We start from the raw sequence: 23,806 nt of genomic DNA on the forward strand, positions 1-23,806 counted from the left end.
CTCAAAAAAGCCTTTGAAAAAAAGGAAAAAGAAGCCTGCGGTCTAACTGTACCCAGTTGACCGTCAGGTTAGTTCACCTCCACAATCTGAGTAGCATGATAGCTGCTTTCATTTCGGCAAGGTAGAGGCTTAAAATCTCAAGGGAACTCTTGACTCAAAACGGGCACAAAAAAAGGGGAGAGTGTTGGTAAAGCGGGCGGTTGGAAACCGCTGTCTCAATCACGAATAAGGTGCGGGCTGATGATGGGAAAATTAGCCTCGATTCTTTGTTTTCCAAGTCCGTAGTCGCCAGTTTCTAGCACGACAACCCCTAGCCTGTTGCTCGTTCCCCGTGCCCAGTTTCCTGTTTATTCTAACAACGTGGCTTGTCATTTCGATGGTCTGCTAATTGCCCTCAAGCCTTACTACAAAAGGCTCACACGGAATAGAAATCACAAACTCCGAACCCTGGTCTAAAGAAGAATTCACCACTAATGTACCTCCATGTTTTTCCACCACAATTTGGTGGGCGATCGACAATCCTAATCCGGTTCCTTGACCCACAGGCTTGGTTGTAAATAAGTGGTTAAAGATGTTTTCCTTGACTTCGGGCGACATCCCCACTCCATTATCCTTAATCCGAATCACAACCTGATTGTTGTCTTCGCTCAGAGCAGTTTGAACCGTGATTTGATTAGGTAGGGCTTTAATTTCACTAAAACAGCGCCCCTTATTTGACTCCTCCAGAGCGTCAATGGCATTAGCCAGCACATTCATAAATACCTGGTTTAACTGTCCAGGAAAGCATTTCACTAGGGGCAAGTTACCATACTCTTTCACAATTTCAATGGCAGGGCGGAACTCGCTGGCTTTTAAACGGTGCTTGAGAATTAGCAGAGTGCTTTCAAGTCCATCGTGAATATTGAAAGCAACTGGTCGATCGCTATCTGCTCTGGAAAACGTTCTCAAACTCGTACTGATATTGCGGATGCGCTCGACTCCCTCCTTCATTGAACCAATCAATTTGGGCAAATCTTCTCGCAAATACTCCAAGTCCATATCTTCAATTTCTGCTTCAATTTCTCCTCCCGGATTAGGAAATTTTTCTTGATACAAATCAATCAAATTGAATAAATCCCCCACATATTCTATAGCCGGTTGCAAATTTCCCGCGATAAAGCCTACGGGATTGTTAATTTCGTGGGCTACCCCTGCGACTAAATTTCCCAGAGCCGACATTTTCTCACCCTGTACCAATTGCAACTGCATCTGTTTGAGATCGTGGATAGACTGTTCTAGTTTTTGGGCATATTCCTGGGATTGTTGATACAGTCTGGCGTTTTGTAAGGAAATTGCTGCTTGGGAGCACAGGATGTTGAGGATGGCGACGCGATCGCCCGTGAATACCCCAGTCGCTAAATTATTTTCCAAATACAAAATCCCCATCATTTTCCCTCGCTCGCTGATCGGAGTGCAAAGCACGCTCTGAGGTTGGTGGTGGACTATGTAGGGGTCAGATGCAAATCTTGGTTGATTGCTAGCATCATCAAAAATCAGGGTTTCTTTTGTACGTTTGACGTAGTTGATCAGGGTGAGAGGAATTACTTCGCTCTCCTCAACCGGCATTGATTGCAGAAGGCAGTCTTGGCGGTTGGTGCAGTGGACGTTTATCCTCCAGTTTCCCTCTTCATTCAAAATTAATGCTCCGGTTTGTGCTCCGGCATTCTTTACCACCACTTGCATGAGGGTAGTGAGCAATTGATCGAGTTTAATTTCGCTCGATAGAGCTTGAGAAGCTTTGATTACTGTCGGCAAATCTACTAAGCCCCAACTGCTGGTGCTACCGATAATTGTTCTATTCGTGTTAGATAGGGATGATTCACTATGGGTCGATGTGTGAATTGTTTCGCTCGGATTCTGGCGAGTTCGCTCCTGTTGCAGGATCACAGCAAGCAATTGGGGATAACGCTGTTCTAAATGGTCAATCTTTACTTTTGCTCCCCAACGAGCGTAAGCATAGTAAGCATCAATTAAATAAGGTTTTGCCAGTTTTTCTTTACCCCATTCTAAATAGAATTTAGCAGCGAGTTCGTGAGCTAGAGCTTCCTCGTTGAGGTATTCGTTTTCTTTGGCGAGGGCGATCGCCTTGTCGTACATCTCAAGCGCTTCTATTTTTTGGTTTAAAACCCGATGCCGTTCTGCCTCTACTAGATAGAATTTATGCAGATGATTCATGGGGGCATGATGCGCCCATTTCTGGATTTTTTCTTGATTAGCTTGTACTCTGTCAAGAACTTCCTGTTGCTCAGACTCTGGAGTGTCAGAATACACCGCCAACCTCACTAGAGAATCGTAGAAATAGAAGATGGCAACAGTTATCTGCCCTGAAGCTGCGCTCAAATAACTTTCTATTTCAGCGATATTTTTAAAGGCTGCCGGGTAATTTTCAAACAGATAAGAAAGCACAAGTTTGTGCAAGTATAAGTAATGAATTCCCAGGTAGTTATTGGTTCGATGATACAGTTGCAACATTGTCTCTTCGTCGTAGGCTTCTCCCTTTAAATGGCATGGGTCTTGCGCTCTTCCTATCAAGTTCAAAACGGCTTGCCAACAAATTTTTAGATAAGAAAGTGCTGCTTCCTGGTGAATTTTACTAACGGCATCTGCGTAGCTTGCTATCTCTCGTTCGAGTTGCGTTAGTTGCTTGCCAATAAAATACGAATAATAACTGTATTCATAGATAGCATAGCCAGCAAATTCTAACTCTCCAGTTTCCAGCCCACAAAAATAATCTGACAGCAAAGGTTCTAAGGTGTTTCTGAGGTGTTCTTTCCAGGGTTGAATACCAGAATGCACCATTGCGGATGTCTTCGCTTGGATTTCTTTGGCATTTAATTTTGACACTAGACGTACAGCAAGTTCACCTAATTGATAGCCCCGCTCAATATCTCCCATCCCACAGAGAAGAAAACTATATATGGCAAAAGCATAGGGAGACAAAGAAGCATTGCCATATTGGACAGATAAATTGACCTGTTTGCAAACTACCAAAGGCACCAGTGGTGGCAGCGCTATGTAGGCAGGAGAAAATAGGCTTGAGAGAATCGTTATAGTTGCTAGTTGTTGAGGATCTGTCATCAGAGGAAGATCAATTAAGTCCTCAGTTCCCTTTCCGCTCAAAATTGACGCGGTTTCTCCTAGTGCCTGTCCAATATCAGAGAAATTTGGCTCGGAGGGAAACTCTACCCCCAACTGCTGTAAGACTGGCAACCCTGTATTCAGGGCTTCCTGTAGCTTATTTTGCGCCATATAAGCTTCTATCTGTACTTCATATACCTTCACTTTGTCCAGTAGCATTTTGGCGCAGCTTTCCACGAGTGATGCTAATGTCTCCATCCGGTCAAAGTCACCGCTTAGATATGCCGCTTCTGCTGCTTCGGTATGCAGCGCTAATGTTAGTTCGTATTGATTGTCCCAACTATTTACTGCCAGTAATTCTGTGCCAATATTTAAATATTCAACCGCAGCAGAATAGGCAGTAGCAGCTTTAGCTTTCTTTCCGGCAACCAGATTTAACCGTGCTAATTCCTCCCTATCTAGCTCGTGGGTAATTAGATTTACTCCCACATTCAAGTGGTTGACAATATCAAACATTCTTTCTTCTCGATCGGCTTCGGGCGTATTCTTTAACAGCAGTTGACCGATTTTTAAGTGAGTAGAGCGCTTGTGGTTTTCAGGAATGAGGGAATAGGCTGCTTGTTGGACGCGATCGTGGAAAAATTTGTATTTAACTAATTGGTCATTGTTAACTGGCAATTGCTCGGATTCTTCTCCAGTGATTGATTTTGATAAACTGTTACCACATTCTTGATAAAATTTATAAACATCGCTAACTGGTAAAATTAACCCTTCTTGCAATGCTTTCCACAAAGCTGTTGCTGTTTCTGTTGGTGAATTCTCATCAACAATTGCTAATGTAGCCAAATCGAACTGATTGCCAATACAAGCAGCTAACTTTAAAACTTCCTGTGTCCGGGCTGGCAATTTTCGCAACTGAAGTGCCATGAATTCTAGCACATCATTCGTTAGAGCCAAGGTTCGGACTCTAGCAATATCGCACTGCCAATACCGAGCTTCAAAATTAAATTCAATTATCCCATCTTCATGCAAAGATTTGAGGAATTGTGTGCTAAAAAATGGGTTGCCTTGGGTTTTCTGATAAACGAGTTCTGTCAAAGGCTGAGCCAACGCTGTAGAACAAGCTAAGGTATCGGCAATCAGACAATTCAAATGGAAGCGCTCAAGCGGATCTAGAGTAATGGTGTTTACCGTAGCTCCGGTTGTTTGAATGTCGGCTAATGTCACCATCAAAGGGTGTGCAGGAAAAACTTCGTTATCTCGATACGCTCCAATTAAAAAGAGATAGCGCCGATCGCGATCGCTCGTCAGGAGTTGAATCAACTTCAATGAGGCTGAGTCTACCCATTGCAAGTCGTCTAAGAAAATAACGAGGGGATGTTCTTTAGTGGTGAAGATAGAGATGAAGTTCTCGAATAACCGATTGAAGCGATTTTGGGCCGCACTGGCCACGAGTTCTGGTGCCGGGGGTGGCGAGCCAATAATCCGCTCTAGTTCGGGAATTACCTCAACGATTACCTGAGCATTTTCGCCCAATGCTGCCAGGATTTGAGTCTTCCACTCCTCAACTTTAGCATCGCTTTCCGAGAGCAATTGTCCCATTAAATCGCGAAAAGCTTGTACAAAAGCTGAGAAGGGCTGGCTGCGCGCAAATTGGTCGAATTTGCCTTTGATGAAGTAGCCACGCTGTCTCACAATTGGTTTGTGAACTTCGTTGACAACAGCGGTTTTACCAATGCCGGAGAAACCGGCAACGAGCATCATTTCGGTGCTGCCGGCACTCACGCGCTCGAAGGCCGATAGCAGGGAGAATACTTCGGTTTCTCTACCGTATAATTTTTCTGGGATGATGAAGCGATCGCACAAATCTCGCTCCCCTATTTTAAAGTTAGTTAACCTCCCAGTCTCTTTCCACTGGAATAAACACGTTTCCAAATCAAACTTGAGTCCTAGGGCGCTTTGATAGCGAGCTTCAGCATTCTTCGCCATCAGTTTGCTGACAATCTCCGACAGCACCAATGGAACGCTCTGGTTTAAACTTGAGGCTGGGAGGGGCTGTTTGGCGAGGTGGCAGTGTACCAAATCCATTGGATCGTCTGTTTGGAATGGTAACTTTCCTGTTAGTAATTCGTAGAATGTGACTCCCAGCGAGTAGAAATCTGTGCGGTAATCAATGCCTCGGTTCATCCGCCCAGTTTGTTCGGGAGATATGTAAGGTAAGGTGCCTTCAAGCACGTTGGGATTTTGAATTTCTTGGGTTTCGCGAGGCAGTAGGGAAGCGATGCTGAAGTCAATCAGCTTGACTTGTTTGCTGGTGGGGTTAATCAGAATGTTGGCAGGTTTGAGGTCTTTATGGATGACGTGGTGGCGATAAAGTCCGTCGAGGGAGTTGGCAATTTGAATCGCAATAGGCAGAAACTCGCTAACGGGCAAGCCTTCTAGGGGTTCGTTGCTCTCGGATGCTAGACGAGCGAGGTAGCTACATAAGGAAATTCCCCCAAAGTCTTCCATCACCAGAGCATAGTGGTTATGGTATGTCTCCAGGCTGTATGCCTTAACACTGCCAGGGATCTCTAAGTTTTTAGCAATGACGTATTGGTTGCGGAAGTGAACCAGTTCGTTGAAGCGGGGAAAGTCATTTCGCAGCAGCTTGATCACTACGGGCTGCTGATCAGAAGACCGACAGCCGCGATAAACTAGAGTTCGATTGCCTGCGTATATTTGCTCGTTAATGTGATACCCTAGAACAAGATTTTTTATGCTAGCCATATCTACGTATTCCTACTGCTTCTGTGAAGTCTGAAGCTTCTTATAGTTACTATCTATTATTGTCCCTCTATCTGCAGTGCTATTCATTAATTACATTTTTCTTAACATATTTTGAACAAGCATTACTGAAAGAGGGATTTTAAAAACCCGACTTAATATTTTATGTAAGAGCTGTTGATACTTCAGTTGAGACTAAGTAGAAAATGACTTAGCTAAGGCTTATTGAACGATCGCAGTTCATGGAAGAGGAACTTAAGACGCTAATCAGGTACTTAAGAGTATTTTTGAAACCGCTACTTGAAGGAGATCCGCTTCAAGCATCTAATATCTAGTTTAGATCATAGTTTAATCTCATGAGTAGAATGTGGCAGGGCCTGGATTTAAAGCCGGAAGCAGAGAAAATCGAGTTTGTTCGCCAGATTGCGGATCTGTTGGGATTCGCCCGATCGCAATCTGAATTATGTGCCGAGATGCCACAACAAGTTGCCCCCTCTGAGAAGTGAATCAGGCATTAAATGCCAAAGTTCAGAAGCGGACAATGAAACTAGCCTCAGTCAATCAGGCACTGCAATCAGGGATGAGGGTTCGTTAGCGATCGAAAGCGGGCTTTGGCAATTGAGACAGCGCCACAGGCTGTCGGCTAAGTTTTTTTTACAAGTTTTTTACTTATATCGTTACGCCAACGGACGATCGCCCGGAAACTTTCCGATCGCGGTTTTCATTTCGGTGAGCTAAAAAACCCGGTTTCTGAGCGTCGTAGTGCGTCCCTGTCGGGGCAGAAACCTCTCATCAAGAGGGTTTCTGAGCTTTTGCGTATCATCCTGTCTCTTTTTGCGGAACAGAAATCCTGCTGGTTCTGGAAAGACGTAAACTTGAGGCTCGATCGACCTATAATAATGAGAATTGTTATCATTCGCAAATTAGCAATTCTCATGCAAGCGAACTCAGAAGCCACGCCGCCCCAAATTGATTTAGCTTTAATCGGCGCTGGGCCCCACGCCCTGACTCTTACTGCACACATATTAAAAAAACGCAAGAGCCTCCGGGATAAACTTTTAGCATTCGATCCGAGCGGCGAATGGCTGACTCAGTGGCGGAGGCAATTTGCAGCTTTAGAAATTGGGCATTTACGATCGCCCGCAGTGCACCACCCCGATCCCAACCCTTACGAATTGCGGAGGTTTGCCGAAAATCGCTCCTCGGAATTGTTTCCCCCCTACGATTTGCCCGGAAGTCGGTTATTTGAGGAATTTTGCGGCGACACAATTAAACGGTGGGAATTGGGCGATCGAGTTATCAAAGCAAAAGTAACCCGCATTCAGCCGAAATCCGGCCGTTTCCACCTGTGGTTTGAAGACGGAAAAAGTGCGATCGCCCGCCGAGTAATCGTCGCCGCCGGCAGTGGAAAACCGCATTTACCAGCGTGGGCAAATCAAATTCAAACACAGCATCCCCCCGAAAGAATTCGCCACTCCCATCAAGTAGATTTGCGAAATTTGCAATTGCACGGAGAACAAATATTAATTGTCGGCGGCGGACTAACCAGCGGACATTTAGCAGTAGGAGCAATTGCCAGAGGAGCCAAAGTCCTGTTAATGACTAGGCGTTATTTCCAAGAAAAACTATTTGATGCCGAACCCGGTTGGTTGGGGCCAAAATACCTCAAAGGATTCGCCGCCGAACCAGATTGCCATTCGCGTTGGGAAACCATTCAACAAGCCCGCAACGGTGGCTCGATGACACCGGAAATTATGACACAGTTGCGGAGGCTCTCCCACAGCGAACAACTGACATTTCACGAACAGTGCGAAGTTGTTGGCGTGCGGTGGGAAAATAACAGATGGACTGTTGATTGCAGCGGTGGGGAGACGTTATTTGTCGATCGAATTTGGCTAGCAACCGGCACCAAACTAGACATTGCAGCCGAACCAATGTTCAAAGAAATGCTAGAAACGCATCCCATTGAAATAGTTAAAGGTTTGCCAGTCTTAGACAAACACCTACGTTGGCCCGGATGCGAATTATTTTTGACTGGTGGTTTAGCCGCGCTGCAAGTGGGGCCAGTTGCCAGAAACCTTTCTGGGGCGAGAATGGCGTGCGATCGCATTGTACCGGCGATCGTCAAATCCAGCATTGCACTCTCGCCCGCAATAATTAGTTAGCAGTCATTAGTTCTCAGTGAGTAGTCATCAGTTATTAGTTAAGTTGTGGTACATTTAAATTACATATTTCCCTCGACCTGGGAGCAACGGTCAACACCTTGTTATATTATTTATTGACACACAATTTTAGGGCAGAGTGAGTTGATTAGCAAATTACTTTTTAATTGTGCGCTAAGCATATAAATTTCAAAAAATCCTACTACAAACATTGGATTTCTTTACTGATTCCAATACCTGCGCCAGTGAAACAAATTCTCCCATAAATTCCGCGAAAAAGTATTTCTGCCCAAGCGCTGCGACTCCCAAACAGCAGCAGTTTGACCGCTAATTTCCGAAAAACTAGACCAAATATAAGGAAGTTGGGCGATCGCCTCAACCTTCATCCCGTGACGCACAGCCAAAGCGATCGTGTGAATCAACTCAGCAGCTTGCGGCCCCACAATGCTCGCTCCCAAAATCTCCCCGTTGCGACGCCCGACAATCTTACAAAAACCCGTTGTATCCCCGGACATTTGAGCTCTTTCAACATTCTTGAAATATTCCCGACAAACAATGAGATCGTCTCCAAAACGACGCCTTGCTTGCGCTTCAGTCAAGCCAACCCTTGCCAACTGCGGGTCAGAAAAAATCGCCCAAGGAATCCCGCGATAATCTATTTGAAACATAGGCAAAAACAAAGCATTTTTCACAGCAACCGCAGCTTCGTAATTAGCGATGTGAGGGAACGGATAACCCCCAGCAACATCGCCGATCGCGTAAATGCGATGATTAGTTGTTTGCAGCTTTTCATTTAAAATCACCCCCCGATAGCTGAATTTAACCTTAGCCGCTTCGAGATTTAACGATGAAAAATTGTGCCCTCTACCTGCAGCCAGAAAAATCTCCTCAGCTTCGATCGCCCTTGGCCCAGCTTGAATCCACTTTTTACCATCAATCACCCTAGCTTGAGTCACCTCAGTAGCAGTCAGAATCCGCACTCCCTCAGCTTCCATTCCAGCTTGCACCAAACCAGCAGCCTCCCGGTCTTCTTTAGCCAAAATGTGCGAACTTTTCACCACCAAAGTGACAGCAACCCCCAAGCGAGCAAAAGTTTGAGCCACTTCGACACCGCTGGGATCTGCGCCGATTACAGCCAAACTTTTAGGCAACTGGGGAAGTTTTGCTAATTCCCCAACAGTTTCCGAAGTAAAAAAGCCAGCAGACGAAAGTCCTTCAATATTGGGAATCGCCGGCAGAGTTGGACAAGCTAGCAAATAACAGAGCGATCGCAATTTTCGCCCGCCCACAACAAAAGCCAAATCCGGTTTCGCAACAAACTCGCCGTTGCCAAAAATAACATCAACCCCGCGAGTAGCCAAAAGGCCGAGAGAATCAATTTCTGACAAATTAGAAACAACATCATCTGCCCACTTTAGAACCCCGTCAAAGCGCAATTTGAGCGGCATAGAGGAATTCGCGACTTCCCAGCGAACTCCCAACTGCTGGCGGCTGATCTGCTGAGCAAAACGAGCAGCCTCCCTCAAAGTTTGGCTGTATCTCAAACCAAGGTCGATCGACTCTTTCCCCCCACTCGGCAAATCTTGGGAATTACTTAGCGGTTCCACCAAAGCAACGCGGGCCGGGAAATTAGTTGCAGTCAAAGCAGCATAACGTCCGGCCGGAGTTCCACCAATAATCACTAAATCATAGTCAAGCATAAATAAAGAAGTCAATCGATTTTAGATTTTAGATTTTAGATTTTAGATTTTAGAATTGAAGCATTGACCACGGATAAATACGTTCGGCAAGTTTCATCTGATACAGGTTTTTTATTTCGGGACGGATGAATCACGTGGCGGGTATCCTGGATGCGGGAATTGTCAGTAGTCATTAGTCATTAGTCAGTAGTCATTAGTCATTAGTTAGTAGTTTAGGGCGATCGGCGCGCGGGGTCAGAAACCCGGTTTCTGCCTAGATACTTCGCTGCAAAATCCAAGATTTATCAGAGAAACCGGGTTTCTTGGGTAGGTGCGCTCGAACGACCAATAAAATCGGTTTATCAACGGACAACTGACTACTGACTACTGACTAATGACTTCTTTAAGTCCAGCAATCAACCGCAGATTGTCCGCCCTTGAGCGCACAGCCACCCGAAAAAACCGATCGCCCAACTCAGGAAAACTCAAACAATCCCGAATCAAAATCCGGTGTCGTTCCAACAGACTTTTTTGAATCGAAGAAACCGACATCGACGACTCAACCAACAAGAAATTAGCCGCCCCGGCAATTGGCTGCAAACCCGGCAAATTAGCCAAACCCTCAAATAGCTCTCGGCGAGCAACAGGCAGCCAATCCCAAGTTTGCTGCTCAAAAGCCGCATCTCGAACCACAGCAGCAGCAGCAGCAGCAGCCAAAGCATTCACAGGCCAAGGATCGCGCAGTAACTGCCAGCGGCGCAGAATATCGGGATGGGCGATCGCGCAGCCCAACCGCAGTCCCGGCAGAGAATAGAATTTAGTGAGCGATCGTAAAATCACCAAATTCGGAAACTCCTCAACAGCATCGATCAAAGTTTCCTGCTCAGAAGGCGGTAGAAAGTCCATAAAGGCCTCATCCACCACCACCATACCTAACTGCTTCACATAAGGCAAAATCGCCTCCCTAGCAAACAGCAAACCCGTAGGATTGTGGGGGTTGTTCAGTAGCAAACCTCGTCGAGAGGGGGCATCGAGAGCAAAAGGAACTGGGATACGAAAAGAAGGGGAGACAAGGGAACCGTTAGAAACCGACAAATCATCCGTTACTAACCGGCTTCCTGCCCCAACGTCCAACAATTTCAGATCCAACTCAGATGTTGCACCATTTTCAATTACTTGTTTAGGAACAGGCAAGATGCCTGTTCCACCAGAAAATTCCTCTCTTGTGGAATGGGCATCTTGCCCATTCTTGACAATGGTGCAAGATTTAAGATCCAAAGGGCATTTGAGCACCTGCGCGCCGAAAGCCGAAAGAGCCCGCGAGTAATCGCCAAAAGCCGGAGTCACCAAATAAGTCGCCTCCAGCTTCGACAAATCCCAAGCCGCCCAAGTCAACAATTCCGCCGAACCATTCCCCGGCAAAATCCAATCCCGGTCAACATTCAAAGCCTCCCCCAAAGCAGTCCTGAGCTCCCCATAATCTGGGTCTGGGTAAGCCGTCAGACTGCTCAAGTGTGATTGAATTGCAGCCAGTGCCGACTCAGGAGGGCCCAAAGGACTGATACTCGCAGAAAAATCGACAATAGCAGAGGCAGGGCAGCCTGCCAGTGCGGCTGCCCAAGCTAAATTCCCACCGTGTAAAGGTCTAATCAAGACTCAGTTTGCCAGCTATTCTGCGTTTTTCGGCGGTGCAACTCTGTCCTTAAACAACTTCCCTGCGGAAAATGCAGGAACTCTGGTTGCCGGGATTTCCATCTTGTCTCCAGTTTTGGGATTGCGACCCTCGCGGGCCTTGCGTTCCCGCGACTCAAACGAGCCAAAACCGACCAGCGTCACCTTGTCGCCATCGGAGACAGCTTCCATGATTGCTTCCAGGGCCGCACTCAAAACAGCATCTGCCTGTTTTTTCGTCACGCTAGCCTTTTCCGCCACTGCATCAACCAATTCACCTTTGTTCATTGCGAAGTCCTTCTCGATTTGCAAAATTACGTTAAACAGAGTTAGTTCAACTATTAGCTGTGAGTTATCAACTGGATTGAGGTGTGGATTGGGAGGTTTGGGTGGTTCCCGATTGCTCCCGTCCGCTTCCCCGAATCACAACTCCTGCTGAATACCAATTACCCTAGGGTAATTGGTCAGAAAAGGAATTTTTGTTTCTAACTGCTGAAAACCCCACAGCATCTAATTTTCACTGCATTATTCTAAAGTCTTGCCGACCGTTATGGATCGGTGGAACCTTTAATTTATATGGAACTGGCTAATTTTTGTAATTAATCCCAAAATTTAGGTAAAAAAATACCACCTTGGAGACAAGATTTCTCGCCTCGGTGGATTTGCAATCTCAAAAAAATAGAAATAGAAGGAATAAAATGTAATTTGTCAAGGGCTAAAGGAAAAGTTTTTTCCTTCTTCCTTGTTTCTTTCCTCTTTCTTTTCCCCGTGGGGCAGGGCTGTTTCATTCTCCCGAAACCCGCCAGGGACTGAAGTCCCTGTCTCATAGCTGAAGTCGTCTGAAGACGACTGAAAGAGTGATTTATAGTCGTCTTGCAGAGGACTAATTAGTTCTTTAGTCCTCTTTTAGAGGACTTTCGCTTTGAGGCAGGGGTTTCAACCCCTGTCGGACTGTCGGACTGTCGGACTGTCGGACTCAGGGGAAAGAGCGTGGAAAGTTGACACCCATGTCTTCTTCCTTCGTTCCTACTGTCTCGGCTGGACTGGCTGACTGCGCTGCAACAGTTGGCGCGCGTCGGGACTGATGCTGTTTTGGTAGCCAAAGTTCGATCGATCGCTATCATCCAAAATCTGCGGAGTCAGCAATACAATCACTTCCGCCCGCTGGTTGGTCTTATCAGTGCTCCTGAACAGCGAACCAATTATCGGCAAATCTCCTAAAATCGGAATCTTCCTCGCTGTAACCCGGTCTTGGTCGCGGATAATCCCCGATAAAATCAAAGTCTGACCGTCCCGCAGGCGAATTAGCCCCGACTGCAAAGAGCGCCGAGCCAGCAGGGTGATAGTGTTATTTTCTCCTGCGCCAGTGCTCAGGGGTCTGTCCGGGCCGATCGCACTGACGATTGGGTTGACTCGCAGAGAGACAAAACCGTTATCGTCGATGCGATCGATCGCCACTCCCAACTGCAAACCGGCCTGACCTTTTTCTGCCGTCACCGTTCTGGTAGTTTGACCTTCTGTTGTCTGCGATTCCGATCGAATGTTAGTAACCACTTCTTCGGTGATATCCACATTCGCCGTTTCCCCTTCTTGGACAACTAAAGTCGGATCAGTCAGGATTTTGGCATTCTGGCTAGTAATACTTGCTTGCAGGTTAGACAGAAAACGTCTTGGATATTGGAACAGCGGGAACAGGCCGAAGTCTGCACTTCCTGAGCCTGTCGTCGATCCAGGAATGTAATCTGTAATTCCAACTCGCCTGGGGTCATTAGTAACTGGGGCTGTCGGCTGGAGGAACACACCTTTGCTGGGGACTTGGAAACCTGGGAGAGCTTGACCTGTAAATGGCACGATACGCCGGCCGTTCGCATCGTAGAAAGGCGTGTCCCTGAATTCTGTGGGAATGTCTCGGTTCTCAATAATCGGCCGATTAGCTATGCCACTAGTTACAGTCGTCCGATCGGGCGGATTGATGCCGCCAAAATTGACGATCGCCGCCCCGCCGTCATTGACAAAGAAACTGTCATTAATCCCGAAAGAGAAGCTGGTGTTACTGACGTTGTTTCCCGACAAGTTGATATCGATCACCTTGACGTTGACAGCTACTTGACGGCGACGCAAATCTAGCTGTGTCAAGAAAGCCACAGCCATGTCCACTTTGCGCGGATCGCCCACCAAAGTGATGGAATTGAGCCGAGAATCCGCCAGCACCGACAGTCCCCTCAGCAATAGCGGCCCCGTGCCTTCCCTAGCGCCGATCGCCTTAATGTCGGGTTCCCGAATTTCCACATCCCGCGCAGCATTTCCCTGGCCCACGCTTTGAATAGTCACCCGAGTAATCGGCAGTTGAGTTTCCGCGCCTTGAGCACTCAAAAAGTTAGCTGCATCCGTAGACCGAACTTGATTGAGCCGCAAAGTCCGAATGATAATATTGCGCGAGTCGATCGGCAAGCTCGTCCCTACAAAAATCGTCCGCCCCTGGCGGTTAGCTTGCAGTCCGCTGAGCCGCAGCACGTAATTAAAGACATCTTGCACCGACTCATTTTCGATGTCCAAAGAAATCTTCGGCCCTTCATCTGACCCCGATACTCCTGGCTGACCAGGCACTGCGGGCTGGCCCGGTTGAGCAGGGGCCCCGCCGCCTGTAAAAGCAATGTTCAAGCCAGCAGCGCGGGCCAGCAGAGCCAAAACGTCTCGGACTGGGGCATCCCGCAGCACCAAGCGGGGGATGCGTTCTCCCGAACTCAGTTCAATATTTCCCACGCCGGGGGCGATGTTAGACACCGCGATATCTCCCAAGGGCGGAGCCACTGCCCGCGGCTGGAAAGGCGCAGCCTGATTGCTTTGGGATTGTATTTCGCTGGGGAGGGGCGGGCGATCGTTTCTGGTAACAGTAACTTCGGGATTTGGCAGCAGCACGCCTGGGTTTTGCGAGGTGCGGACTTGGGGAGCCGGCGGGGGAGCTGTTTGGCTCAGCGGCAGTCCCGGAGGGGGCGGGGGTGGAGTTTGGGCAGACTGTGCTGTGCCACCCTGTCCGGCAACGCTAAGGACGATGCTTTGGCCTTGTCCCGGAACAATTTGTCCGTTGGGAACTCCGTTGGTGCCGGCTACCACAACGCGGATGCTGTTAGCCTCTACCTGGCTGATTTCTACTGAAGAAATTCCCGGAGCTGGGTTATCTTGACGGAAGCTGTTGCCTTGTGGTAAGCGGAGCTGGGTGTTGATAATTGTGGCTTGGTAAGTATTGCCGTTATTGATGGCGAAAACTTGCGGGCGATCGCCCTTTTCTGTAGCCAGAACAATATTTACGCCATTATTACCTTGACTTACTTGCACTCCTGTTACCTGAGTCGGCAATGCCAAGACTGGGGCTTGGGCGATCAGAACTCCTGCAACGCTGCATAAGAGTCCTCCACTTAACCGTAGATGCTGTTTCACGTTCTCTCCTCCACTACAATTTGTTATTTGTTGTTCGCAGTCTTTTGTCGCTAGCTGCTAAACTGACTAAAATATTCTCGCTTCGAGCCTTTTTAAAGGAAGAAGTTATGCCCTTTTCGATGTTTAATTTTCGATTGGGAATAACAGATGACATAAGGGTTAGAAGCTATCCTACAGCAATCCTCGCATCATTTGTTGATTTCTTACTCCCTCCCCTTACAAATGGGAGGTTTGGGGTAGGGTAAAAAAAATACGACTCCTGCAAGGATTGCTATACAGTTCCATTACTTTTTGAAACTGGTATTAGAAGAAATTAGATTTTAGAGCCAATTTTTGATTGCCATCTAAAAAATATTTTTCTGACCTTCATACTTTTTTGACTTCTACCTTCAATCTTTCCATTTCAAACTTCTGCCTTCTGACTTCTTGTGAAATAGCGAGTTGGGAACAATAGCTAATATCTGCCAAATAATAGCTACTTAGCACCAGGACTCGGAGCCGGAGTTGGCGGTTTTTCTTCTTGCTTTAGCGGCAGCAGCGCGTGCAAGTCAAAAGCAGTTTTAATTTTAGTTGGCGGTTGCTCCACAGGAACTATTTTCCCTTTCAAAAAATCAACTTCAATTGGCTGATTTGATGCTAGCAATTCAGATTTCAAATTCCTAACTACCAACAGCGACTGCATCAACTCCAAGTTACGCATAAAATTGCGGGTTTGATCAAAAGTGCCTTCAAACTCTACCTTAAATTTTTTGCGTCTGAGCTTGCCAGCCAGGGACGCCCCGAAGGAGCTATCGGCCAGAATATCAGGGTCTGGAGCTCCCGGCGTGGCGGTTGCTGTTGCTGGCGGCATATCCGGCTCAAATTTGGTAATTTTAGCCTTGAGGTCATCTCCTTGCACGCCGGCGTTGATTCTATTAACGAGTTGGGTCATGTCAAGCAAAAGCGTGTTGGCGCTGGCGTCGCTGGCAAACATGGCCGTGACGTTGGCCCGGCGCTGTTTTGCTTCTTCTTGCTTGGCTTCTGCTTCTGCCTTTTTTTGAATTTGAGTTTGCAATTGCACTTGCGTTTGCTTGCTTTCGCTAAGTTTTTGCTTGAATTCGCCGCTTTTTTGGAATTCGGGAAGTACGAACTGGTAGCCGAGGCCGCCAGCAATCAGGAGCCCGAGAACCGCGATGCCGATTGCTTGGACTTGGGGTGTCAGCTTAATGCCGAATATTTCCTTAGCCCCTGTATCTTCTGCTTGTCCGCTAGAAATAAACTCTGCTGTCATGGTTTTTTCACTTCTCCTTTTTGTGGTTCTAGCACTCCTTTTTCTTGAAGTGTTTCTATCCGTATTGCGAGCCCGTCTGCTTGCTTGCTTCGCAGCTCGGGGAGCAACTCGGAGGCACCCGTCGGGCTGAGCGTCGTTTCAATTTTATATTCCACCACTGGTCGCAGTTTGGGAAGTTCTGCTGGTGCTGCGTTTTGGTTACGCACTTGTAATTGTGCGGGGTTGTTTTTTAATGTGGCCGCTATCAGTTTGGTATCGGTGTTAAGGAAGAAGGGAGAGCGCTGGACTAGCAACATAAAGTCGTTAACTTGAGCAAAGGTACTGGCTATCCCTGAAATTTGCACTTTTGATGCCTGCTGCGGGACGACGGGGACGGGAGGTGCTGCCGGGGCGGGGCTGGCTGCTGGAGACGGACTCGCCCCCGGGGAAGCAGCGGGAGTTGGTGGGGGAGGAGGAGGAGGTGCTGCAACGGGGGAGGGACTTGGGTCGATTTGCTCGATTTTGCCAATTTGCACTCCGGCCGGAGTACGGGCACTGAGGTCTTGCAGCATCGCCGACCAAGGTTTAATTTGGTCGAATACTCCAGCTAATGCTTTGTATTCGGCGGTAACTTGGTCGGTTTCGGCGTTGATGGCTTTGATGGTGTTGGCTTGAGTGTTTAACAGGGCCAGTTCTGTGTCGATGGTTGCTTGTTGTGCGGCCAAGTCGGTATTTTCCTTAGTCGCCCACCACCAGGCGCCCATGACTGCGGCGTTGATGCCAAAGGCAAACAGCACTGCCCCATATATGGGCAGTTGGTCTTTGGCTCCACCGGAACTTTTTTTAGCTGGGCTTTTGGTTGCAACGGGTTTGTAGTCGGGACGGTCGTTGAGAAAATTAATATCTAGGCTGTACATGGCTTCACTCGATTTTATAGCAGAAGGAAGAAGGCAGAAGGCACAATGTAGAAGGTAGAAGGCACAATGTAGAAGGCACAGTGTAGAAGGTAGAAGGTAGAAGGCAGAAGGCAGAAGGTAGAAGGTAGAAGGAAAAAGTGATCTACCGCTAATGTTTCAGCAATTAAGAAGGTACTAACAGTCTTGGCTGTTGCTATAGATTTAAATTAGAAATTTTAGATTTTAGACAGAACCCAAGATTGCTGGTACAAGTGAAGGATTTATTTAGGGAAGAAAGAAACAACTTTCTGCCTTTTACTGAAGGAAGGGGCTGCTTCTACCTCAGATATATTCTACCTTTTACCTTCTACCTTCTACCTTCTATCTTCTACCTCCAATATTCTACCTTCTGCTTTCTGCCTTCTTCTTTTGGAAGGGGTTTTTACCTCAAATTCTCAAATCGGTTTTTCTCTCATCTAAAACTGTTAGGTCACATAACCTCCCTTAGTCCTAAACCTAGGGCGACTCCTAAACCTGCTCGCTGTTCTGGGGTAATTTCTTGGCTGATTTCGACTCCTAGGGTTTCGATGGGATCGACTTGAGATGCGGGCAAGCTTAATCTTTGCATAAAAAATTCGTCTAGTTTGCCGATCGCAGCTCCCGGACCCGCTAGCAGTAGTTGCGCTACTTCGAGTTCTTCGCTCTGGTTGAGGTAAAAGTCTACTGAGCGGCGCAGTTCGTCTGCTAGTTCTCCCAATACTTTAATCATCGCATTTGTTCCCGGATTGGCGTCTCCCGATGCGCCCATTGTATCTGTGACTGGCAGGGTCATGCCTTGCAGTTCGCTGGTGTCTCTGGTTGGTGGCAGGTTCATGGCTTGGTTGAGGGCGGTCTGGATTTGGTAGGTGCCGATCGGGATGGTACGGTTGAACTGAGGTATGCCGTCCACTACTATAGCTAACTCGGTGCTGTCAAATTCTATGGCGGTGAGAACTGCTGCTTCTTGGGAGGAAAATTGTTGCAGTTGTTCTTTGAGGGTGCGGATTAGGGCAAAACTGGTTACTTCTAATACGTCTATAATCAATCCGGCTTCTTTGAATGTTTCGATGTATGTGTCGGTAACTTCTCTGCGGGTTGCTACTAAGACGACTTGCACTTTTTCTACTCCGTCGTCATCTACAAAAAGGCCTATTTTTTGATAGTCTACGTCGGCGTCTTCTCTAGGAAATGGCAAGTACAGTCCTGCTTCTGCGTTCATGTAATCCCGCAGTTCTTCTTCGTTGAGTTCTGCGGGAACTGGGATGAGGCGGATGACTGCTTCGCGGCCTGGAATGGCTGTGGCTACTCGCTTGGCTTTGATTTTGTTGTCCGTGAGGACGGTACGTATTAGTTCTGCCATTCCCGGCGGATCGACTATTTGTCCTTCTTGTACATAGTCTTCTGGAACTTCTATTGAGGCTAGGATGCCTAATTTTAATGCCTGAGCTTTCTTTTCAAGCTGAATGATGTTGATGCGGTCTGGGGCTATTTCGATCCCGATTCCTGGCTGGCGTTGGGAAAGTAGACCTTTGAAAAAGTTAACCATGTGATTGGGTCGCCGATAATTGCTATTTTTTTCTTTTGTAGTTGGCCAGCCTGATTCAGCGCGCAGGCGTGTTGGAGGGTTGGTTTCCAACTGCAGCCAGAGTGCTGTAATCTCGGTATCCCGCCTTCTTCTGCACAGCTCAGTCTGTGTTGCGCGATCGCTAGTTCCGATTTTATGCTATCCAATTTACTTGACAATAGCTATTCTGCGGAGAATGTCAATAAATTCCAGCTCGATCGACCGAAAACCCGCCGATTCTGCACAAAAACCGACTATCTCGCTCCTGAACCCAGGTACAAAACTCTGTTACTGACTCATGAGCGCTTGATTCGGGCGATTCCCTGCGGGATAGCTTCGCCGCGCGTGCCTTTGTCTGACAAGCGAATTTCAAAGGTGTTACCCGCCACGTGATTTATCTCGCGCAAGTCAATCCTTGCATCTCAAATCTAAAATCCTTGCGTCCCCCGAATTAATCTCGCGCAAGTCAATCCAAAATCTAAAATCTAAAATCTAAAATCGAATGACGGTTCCCATAACTCTCAAATTTTATTCTATGAAACGTAAATCTTGGCAACTTTTTGCTGTTTTTGGGCTGGTGGGGCTGCTGCTGGCTGCGGTGGTGAGTTGCAGCAAGCCGGCTGTTAATTCCCAGGCAAATAATACGCAGGAAATCGAGTTCTGGACTATGCAGCTTCAACCTCAGTTTACTGAGTATTTCAACAAGACGATCGCCGGTTTTGAAGCGGAAAATCCGGGGGTGAAGGTGCGCTGGGTGGACGTTCCTTGGTCGGCGATGGAAAGCAAGATTTTGGGGGCTGTTTCGGCGAAAAATGCGCCGGATGTGGTGAACCTAAATCCCGATTTTGCTTCGCTGTTGGCGGGACGCAATGCTTGGCTGGATTTGGATTCTCGAATTCCGCAGCAAGTTCGTGAGCTCTATCTCCCAAATATCTGGAAAGCTAGTGTACTCGACGGCAAGACTTTTGGCATTCCTTGGTATCTCACGACTGGGGTGACAATTTACAATACGGAGTTGTTGAAGAAGGCTGGAATTGCTAAGCCTCCTGCTACTTATGCCGAGTTGGCACAGGTGGCGAAGCAGGTGAAGGAGAAGACGGGTAAGTTTGCTTTTTTTGTGACTTTTGTGCCGGAAGATTCGGCGGAAGTTTTGCAATCTTTCGTGCAGATGGGTGTGCCTTTGGTTGATGCGAAAGGCAAGGCGGCTTTTAATACTGCTAAGGGCAAAGCTGTTTTTCAGTATTGGGTAGATTTGTACAAGAACGGACTTTTGCCGCAGGATGTTTTGGTGCAGGGACATCGTAGGGCGATCGAGCTTTATCAAGCTGGGGAAACTACTTTTTTAGCTTCCGGGCCTCAGTTTTTGAAGGCGATTGCTGAGAATGCTCCGAGTATTGGTGCTGTTTCTACTGCTGCGCCTCAAATTACGGGGGAAACAGGCAAGAAGACTGTGGCGGTGATGAATTTGGTTGTACCCCGCGACAGCAAGCGCCCTGATGATGCTGTCAAGTTTGCTTTGTACGTGACTAATTCTCAAAATCAGTTGGCTTTTGCTAAGGCTGCTAATGTTTTGCCTTCTACGGTTGAGGCTTTGCAGGACGATTATTTTAAGACTGTTTCTGCTGATGCTCCTGCTGCCGATCGAGCTCGGGTTGTTAGTGCTTCTGGGTTGACTTCCGCTGAGCTATTGATTCCGCCTTTGAAGGATGTTAAGAAGTTGCAAAAGGCGATTTATGACAATTTGCAGGCGGCAATGTTGGATGAGAAGTCGGTAGATCAAGCTGTGGCTGATGCGGCTAAGGCTTGGGATCAAAGGTAGTTTTTAAGTGAAGCTGGGGCGGGATTTTTTTTGATCTCGCCTCTTGCTTTTTTGGGCGAGTTGACATATTATTTAATAATGGGAATCTGTGCCGCCATATATAAGCTTTTAAGTTATTATCGAATGATGAAATTACCGCCTCTTCACAACGCGGAGTCCGAGGAGAACTCTGGATAAGTCAATCTCGACTATTTTAGAGGTAAATGTTTGTTGATAAGAACGATCGCTCATCCCAGAAACCGGGTTTCTTTATCCCGTGCGAGCCTCTTTCTCAATGCAGCTTGATTGATGATGTTTACGAAGATAGCCTGAATTCCTCAAATATTCAGAAATTTGACTTGTGTTAAAATCAAAGCTCAGATCGGAATAGGAGAAAATTCTTATGCCAGCGATGACACTCAAAGATTTAAACCAAGTTCAAACTCTTTTTTCCGAAGCGGGTTTAGATTACCAAATTGAACTAGAAGACGGGAAACTTTCAATTGTAGGGCCATCAGACATCGTATCCAGTGAAATCAGCAGTATTTTGATTCGCTTGCTGGGTAACTGGGTTTATCCCCGTCGCTTGGGGAGAGTCTTTGACTCCGCAGGCGGTTTCATCATGCCGGATACGAATGTCAAAGCACCGGATGTTTCTTTCGTGCGCGCCGCCCGATTGCGCCAAAGTCCGCGTTATTTTGGAGAACTTGTCCCGGATTTGGTGGTTGAGATTAAATCTCAGGGCGATCGCATTAAGCCTATAGAAACCAAAGTTTTGAAGTTTATAGAACTGGGTGCGATCGTCGGAATCCTGATCGATCCTGATGAAGAAACAGTGACTATTTATCGCTCTACAGGTGAACCGACTGTTTTAGGAAATGGCGATATCTTAACAGTAGTAGAACTTTTTCCCGGTTGGGAATTGCCCGTTTCAGAATTGTGGCCTCCTATCTTTACGGAGGAAGAAACACAAGGTTAAAGAAAAAACAGCGTGAAGCGAAGCTATCTTCCCGCAGGGGTTCCCGTTCCCCGTAGGGGTTCCCGTAGGGTAGGGTAGGGAATCGTCCACTCTACTTATCGAGGTGTTCCTTCATCGCGATCGCACTGCCAAATATTCATCAGCGGTGGAGATAAACGCTAATGAACTTGTCCAGCTAGCTCAATCGGTGAATTTTGATGCGTCAATCGATAGGCAGCACTTTCTTCCAGCAATTGTCGAATAAAATGGGGGCTGTGAGCGTTAATTGAATGTAACAGATTTCTATACAATCGGCAGGCAACCTCATCATTCAAAATCCTACTGTGGAGTATTCTTGTCCAATCAGAGGCAACAACAATTAATTGTGGGATGACACGGATAAATGCTTGTAACTGCTGTTCCATTTCAAAAGATTCTAAAAAATGAATTAGGCTAAACATGACCTCCGGCTGTTGGCAGCGATCGTCTAAAATGAGATGTAAATCTGGTAAATGTTCACTCTCAGGATGCTTCGCGAATTCCGCTAAAGCATTTTCAAAAGCTGTTACTTCTTCCGTGGATCGCATTAATTTATTAGCGGCCAAAATGGTAATCCAGCTATTTTCCTTCATCACCTATTTACTCCCTTTTCAAAAACGCCCAACCAAGCTAACTTATTTGACTGGATAACTTGCTGTAAACTGCGCCTAATTTGTGGCGTGTAAAGTCCCTGACGGCGATAAATTGCTCGCGCATCGCTAATTTCTCTAGCTAGTGCTTCCCTTGGTAACAAGCTGAGATTCGGAGATTGTCCGTAAGAGATAGTCTGGCGATGACGGCCTCCTTTACCGGGCAAAGGGTGTTCCATCATTATAGCAATACCCATTTCTCTTCTGTAACCAAGAACCTTTGCTGCCATGAATCCATTAGAAGGAATGTGATGTGGTGTCAGATTATCGCCTCTTCGTCCAGCTTTAAGCAGGTTTCCGTAACATCCAACGGCGCCTTCCCCTGGGAGAAGTCTGTTTGTATAATTAGCTATTTCTATTCTCCTCTTCGCTGCTAAGGGACATGATATTACGACAAGAAACCCAGTGTCTATGAAGCACCTCTTGCCAGTTTACCCGAACAATTCATCTTAAGCCAGGATGCGTTTAAGCTTGGGATTGTTGTTGTTGCAGAAAATAGCCGACGAGATAAAGCGAACCGCAAAGGATTGTGAGGTTGTCACCTGTAACAGCAGCATCTAAAGCTGTTGTTAAGTCGGGGAAGGCTTGACAGAGAGTTAATTCGGGGCAGATAATTTGAGCTAGGGTGGCTAGTTCTGCGGGGGATGATGAGTTTTGATCGGGTATGGGTACTAGGTAAAGCCGATCGCCCTTTTTGAGTAATGCTTTCAAAATATCATCGCAGTCTTTAGTCGCAAGAATGCCGATTACCCAGTTAATCGGTGGTTGGAAACTGTTAAGATTATCGACATATTCACGCAGGGCGATCGCTGCGGCGGGGTTGTGCGCGCCGTCAATTAATATGTTGCGGTTTTTCCAAGTTGTCTGCTGGAGTCTTCCGGGCCATTGGGTTTTGGCGATACCGTTTTCGATGGCGGTTGGGGATATTTGCCATCCTTGGTTTTGGAGAATGTCGAGAGTTGCGATCGCAATTGCTGAATTCATTAGTTGAATTTTTCCCAGCAGTGGCAATTGATATTTTATTTTAACCGCATTTTGATTTAACTGATATTCTGCGAATCCTTGTCCTACATCTCTTGCTGGTTTTACCCAAGTTGCCGGACAGTCTAATTCTTGAATGCGTTTTTCTACTATTATTCTAGCTGATTCTGGCAATTCTCCGATCACTGCGGGACATTTTGCTTTAAGAATTCCCGCTTTTTCCCCAGCAATATCTGCCACAGTGGGGCCGAGTATTTGCCAGTGGTCGAGACTGATAGAAGTAATGACGCTAGCGAGAGGTTTTTCGCAAACGTTTGTGGCGTCTAATCTACCGCCTAATCCCGTTTCTATGACTGCGATGTCTGTTTTTTGTTCGGCGAAATACAGCCAAGCTGCTGCGGTGATTATTTCAAATTGAGTGGGTGTTTCGGTGTTGTTTTTGGTGGCGGCGACAACTCGTTCTAGACACTGTTGCAATTCTGTTGGGGAAATCGGTTTTTGGTTGATGCAAATTCTTTCTGTCCAATCGATTAAGTGCGGGGATGTGTAGCGTCCAACTCGATAGCCTGCTTCTGTTAGTACGGAAGAGAGATAAGCGCAAACGGAACCTTTACCATTTGTGCCGGCAACGTGGATAATGGGTACTTGTTTGTGGGGGTTGTCTAGTTTTTGGAGAAGTTGGTGAATTCTTTTTAAGCCGAGATGGACGCCGAAATGTTGATAGGATTGGAGGATGGATTCTGCATTCATTGAGGATGATAAAGTCTGTTTGTGTGTGAATTAGATTTTTTTTATTAAC

Annotated in this window: 16 protein-coding genes; 5 read left to right on the forward strand and 11 right to left on the reverse strand. The window is 46.9% G+C overall.

Features of this window, described 5'->3' with window-relative positions; genetic code table 11:
• Window positions 1-384: 384 nt before the first annotated feature.
• On the reverse strand, window positions 385-5,886 hold the full coding sequence (locus QUB26_RS24125) for an AAA family ATPase (RefSeq protein WP_333320005.1): 5,502 nt from the start codon (window positions 5,884-5,886) through the stop codon (window positions 385-387).
• Between the two features lie 408 nt (window positions 5,887-6,294).
• Here QUB26_RS24125 and QUB26_RS24130 point away from each other — a divergent pair, with 408 nt between their 5' ends.
• Window positions 6,295-6,621, forward strand: coding sequence for a hypothetical protein (locus tag QUB26_RS24130; RefSeq protein ID WP_333320006.1), 327 nt, complete (start codon window positions 6,295-6,297; stop codon window positions 6,619-6,621).
• Between the two features lie 161 nt (window positions 6,622-6,782).
• Window positions 6,783-8,048, forward strand: a complete 1,266-nt coding sequence (locus tag QUB26_RS24135; RefSeq protein WP_445299636.1) for an FAD/NAD(P)-binding protein — start codon at window positions 6,783-6,785, stop codon at window positions 8,046-8,048.
• Between the two features lie 218 nt (window positions 8,049-8,266).
• Here QUB26_RS24135 and QUB26_RS24140 read toward each other — a convergent pair whose 3' ends face one another.
• From QUB26_RS24140 to pilM, 7 genes are all read right to left on the reverse strand, one after another.
• A complete protein-coding gene (locus QUB26_RS24140; RefSeq protein ID WP_333320008.1) occupies window positions 8,267-9,760 on the reverse strand; it encodes an NAD(P)/FAD-dependent oxidoreductase in 1,494 nt (497 codons plus the stop codon).
• A 348-nt stretch (window positions 9,761-10,108) separates the two neighbouring features.
• Window positions 10,109-11,377: an aminotransferase class I/II-fold pyridoxal phosphate-dependent enzyme gene (locus QUB26_RS24145; protein ID WP_333320010.1), complete on the reverse strand. Its 1,269-nt coding sequence runs from the start codon at window positions 11,375-11,377 to the stop codon at window positions 10,109-10,111.
• 15 nt (window positions 11,378-11,392) lie between these two features.
• Window positions 11,393-11,683 (reverse strand): HU family DNA-binding protein, encoded by a 291-nt coding sequence (locus QUB26_RS24150; protein WP_006634837.1) that lies wholly within the window; start codon window positions 11,681-11,683, stop codon window positions 11,393-11,395.
• Between the two features lie 738 nt (window positions 11,684-12,421).
• Window positions 12,422-14,833, reverse strand: a complete 2,412-nt coding sequence (locus tag QUB26_RS24155; protein WP_333320012.1) for an AMIN domain-containing protein — start codon at window positions 14,831-14,833, stop codon at window positions 12,422-12,424.
• 475 nt (window positions 14,834-15,308) lie between these two features.
• A complete protein-coding gene (locus tag QUB26_RS24160) occupies window positions 15,309-16,103 on the reverse strand; it encodes a pilus assembly protein PilO (RefSeq protein WP_333055137.1) in 795 nt (264 codons plus the stop codon).
• The gene (locus QUB26_RS24165) at window positions 16,100-16,999 is read right to left on the reverse strand and encodes a PilN domain-containing protein (protein ID WP_333055138.1); all 900 of its coding nucleotides are present in this window, start codon (window positions 16,997-16,999) and stop codon (window positions 16,100-16,102) included. Before QUB26_RS24165 ends, QUB26_RS24160 begins: the two co-directional genes overlap by 4 nt.
• Before the next feature lie 469 nt (window positions 17,000-17,468).
• A complete protein-coding gene (pilM, locus tag QUB26_RS24170; RefSeq protein WP_333055140.1) occupies window positions 17,469-18,563 on the reverse strand; it encodes a type IV pilus assembly protein PilM in 1,095 nt (364 codons plus the stop codon).
• 174 nt (window positions 18,564-18,737) lie between these two features.
• Here pilM and QUB26_RS24175 point away from each other — a divergent pair, with 174 nt between their 5' ends.
• The 3 genes from QUB26_RS24175 to QUB26_RS24185 all read left to right on the forward strand — a co-directional run bounded on the left by QUB26_RS24175 (window position 18,738) and on the right by QUB26_RS24185 (window position 21,358).
• Window positions 18,738-18,974, forward strand: a complete 237-nt coding sequence (locus QUB26_RS24175) for a hypothetical protein (RefSeq protein WP_333245900.1) — start codon at window positions 18,738-18,740, stop codon at window positions 18,972-18,974.
• Between the two features lie 142 nt (window positions 18,975-19,116).
• On the forward strand, window positions 19,117-20,400 hold the full coding sequence (locus QUB26_RS24180; protein ID WP_333320031.1) for a sugar ABC transporter substrate-binding protein: 1,284 nt from the start codon (window positions 19,117-19,119) through the stop codon (window positions 20,398-20,400).
• A gap of 382 nt (window positions 20,401-20,782) precedes the next feature.
• Window positions 20,783-21,358 (forward strand): Uma2 family endonuclease, encoded by a 576-nt coding sequence (locus QUB26_RS24185; RefSeq protein WP_333320014.1) that lies wholly within the window; start codon window positions 20,783-20,785, stop codon window positions 21,356-21,358.
• A gap of 158 nt (window positions 21,359-21,516) precedes the next feature.
• On the opposite strand, the gene QUB26_RS24190 is transcribed toward QUB26_RS24185, so the two are convergent.
• The 3 genes from QUB26_RS24190 to QUB26_RS24200 all read right to left on the reverse strand — a co-directional run bounded on the left by QUB26_RS24190 (window position 21,517) and on the right by QUB26_RS24200 (window position 23,757).
• Window positions 21,517-21,969: an Imm30 family immunity protein gene (locus QUB26_RS24190; protein WP_333320033.1), complete on the reverse strand. Its 453-nt coding sequence runs from the start codon at window positions 21,967-21,969 to the stop codon at window positions 21,517-21,519.
• The gene (locus QUB26_RS24195) at window positions 21,969-22,223 is read right to left on the reverse strand and encodes a hypothetical protein (RefSeq protein ID WP_333248595.1); all 255 of its coding nucleotides are present in this window, start codon (window positions 22,221-22,223) and stop codon (window positions 21,969-21,971) included. Before QUB26_RS24195 ends, QUB26_RS24190 begins: the two co-directional genes overlap by 1 nt.
• A 268-nt stretch (window positions 22,224-22,491) precedes the next feature.
• Entirely contained in the window at window positions 22,492-23,757 is a 1,266-nt protein-coding gene (locus QUB26_RS24200) for a folylpolyglutamate synthase/dihydrofolate synthase family protein (RefSeq protein ID WP_333320016.1), read from the reverse strand.
• Between the last annotated feature and the right edge of the window lie 49 nt (window positions 23,758-23,806).

Source organism: Microcoleus sp. B4-C1, from assembly GCF_036705285.1.
Classification (GTDB): domain Bacteria; phylum Cyanobacteriota; class Cyanobacteriia; order Cyanobacteriales; family Microcoleaceae; genus Microcoleus.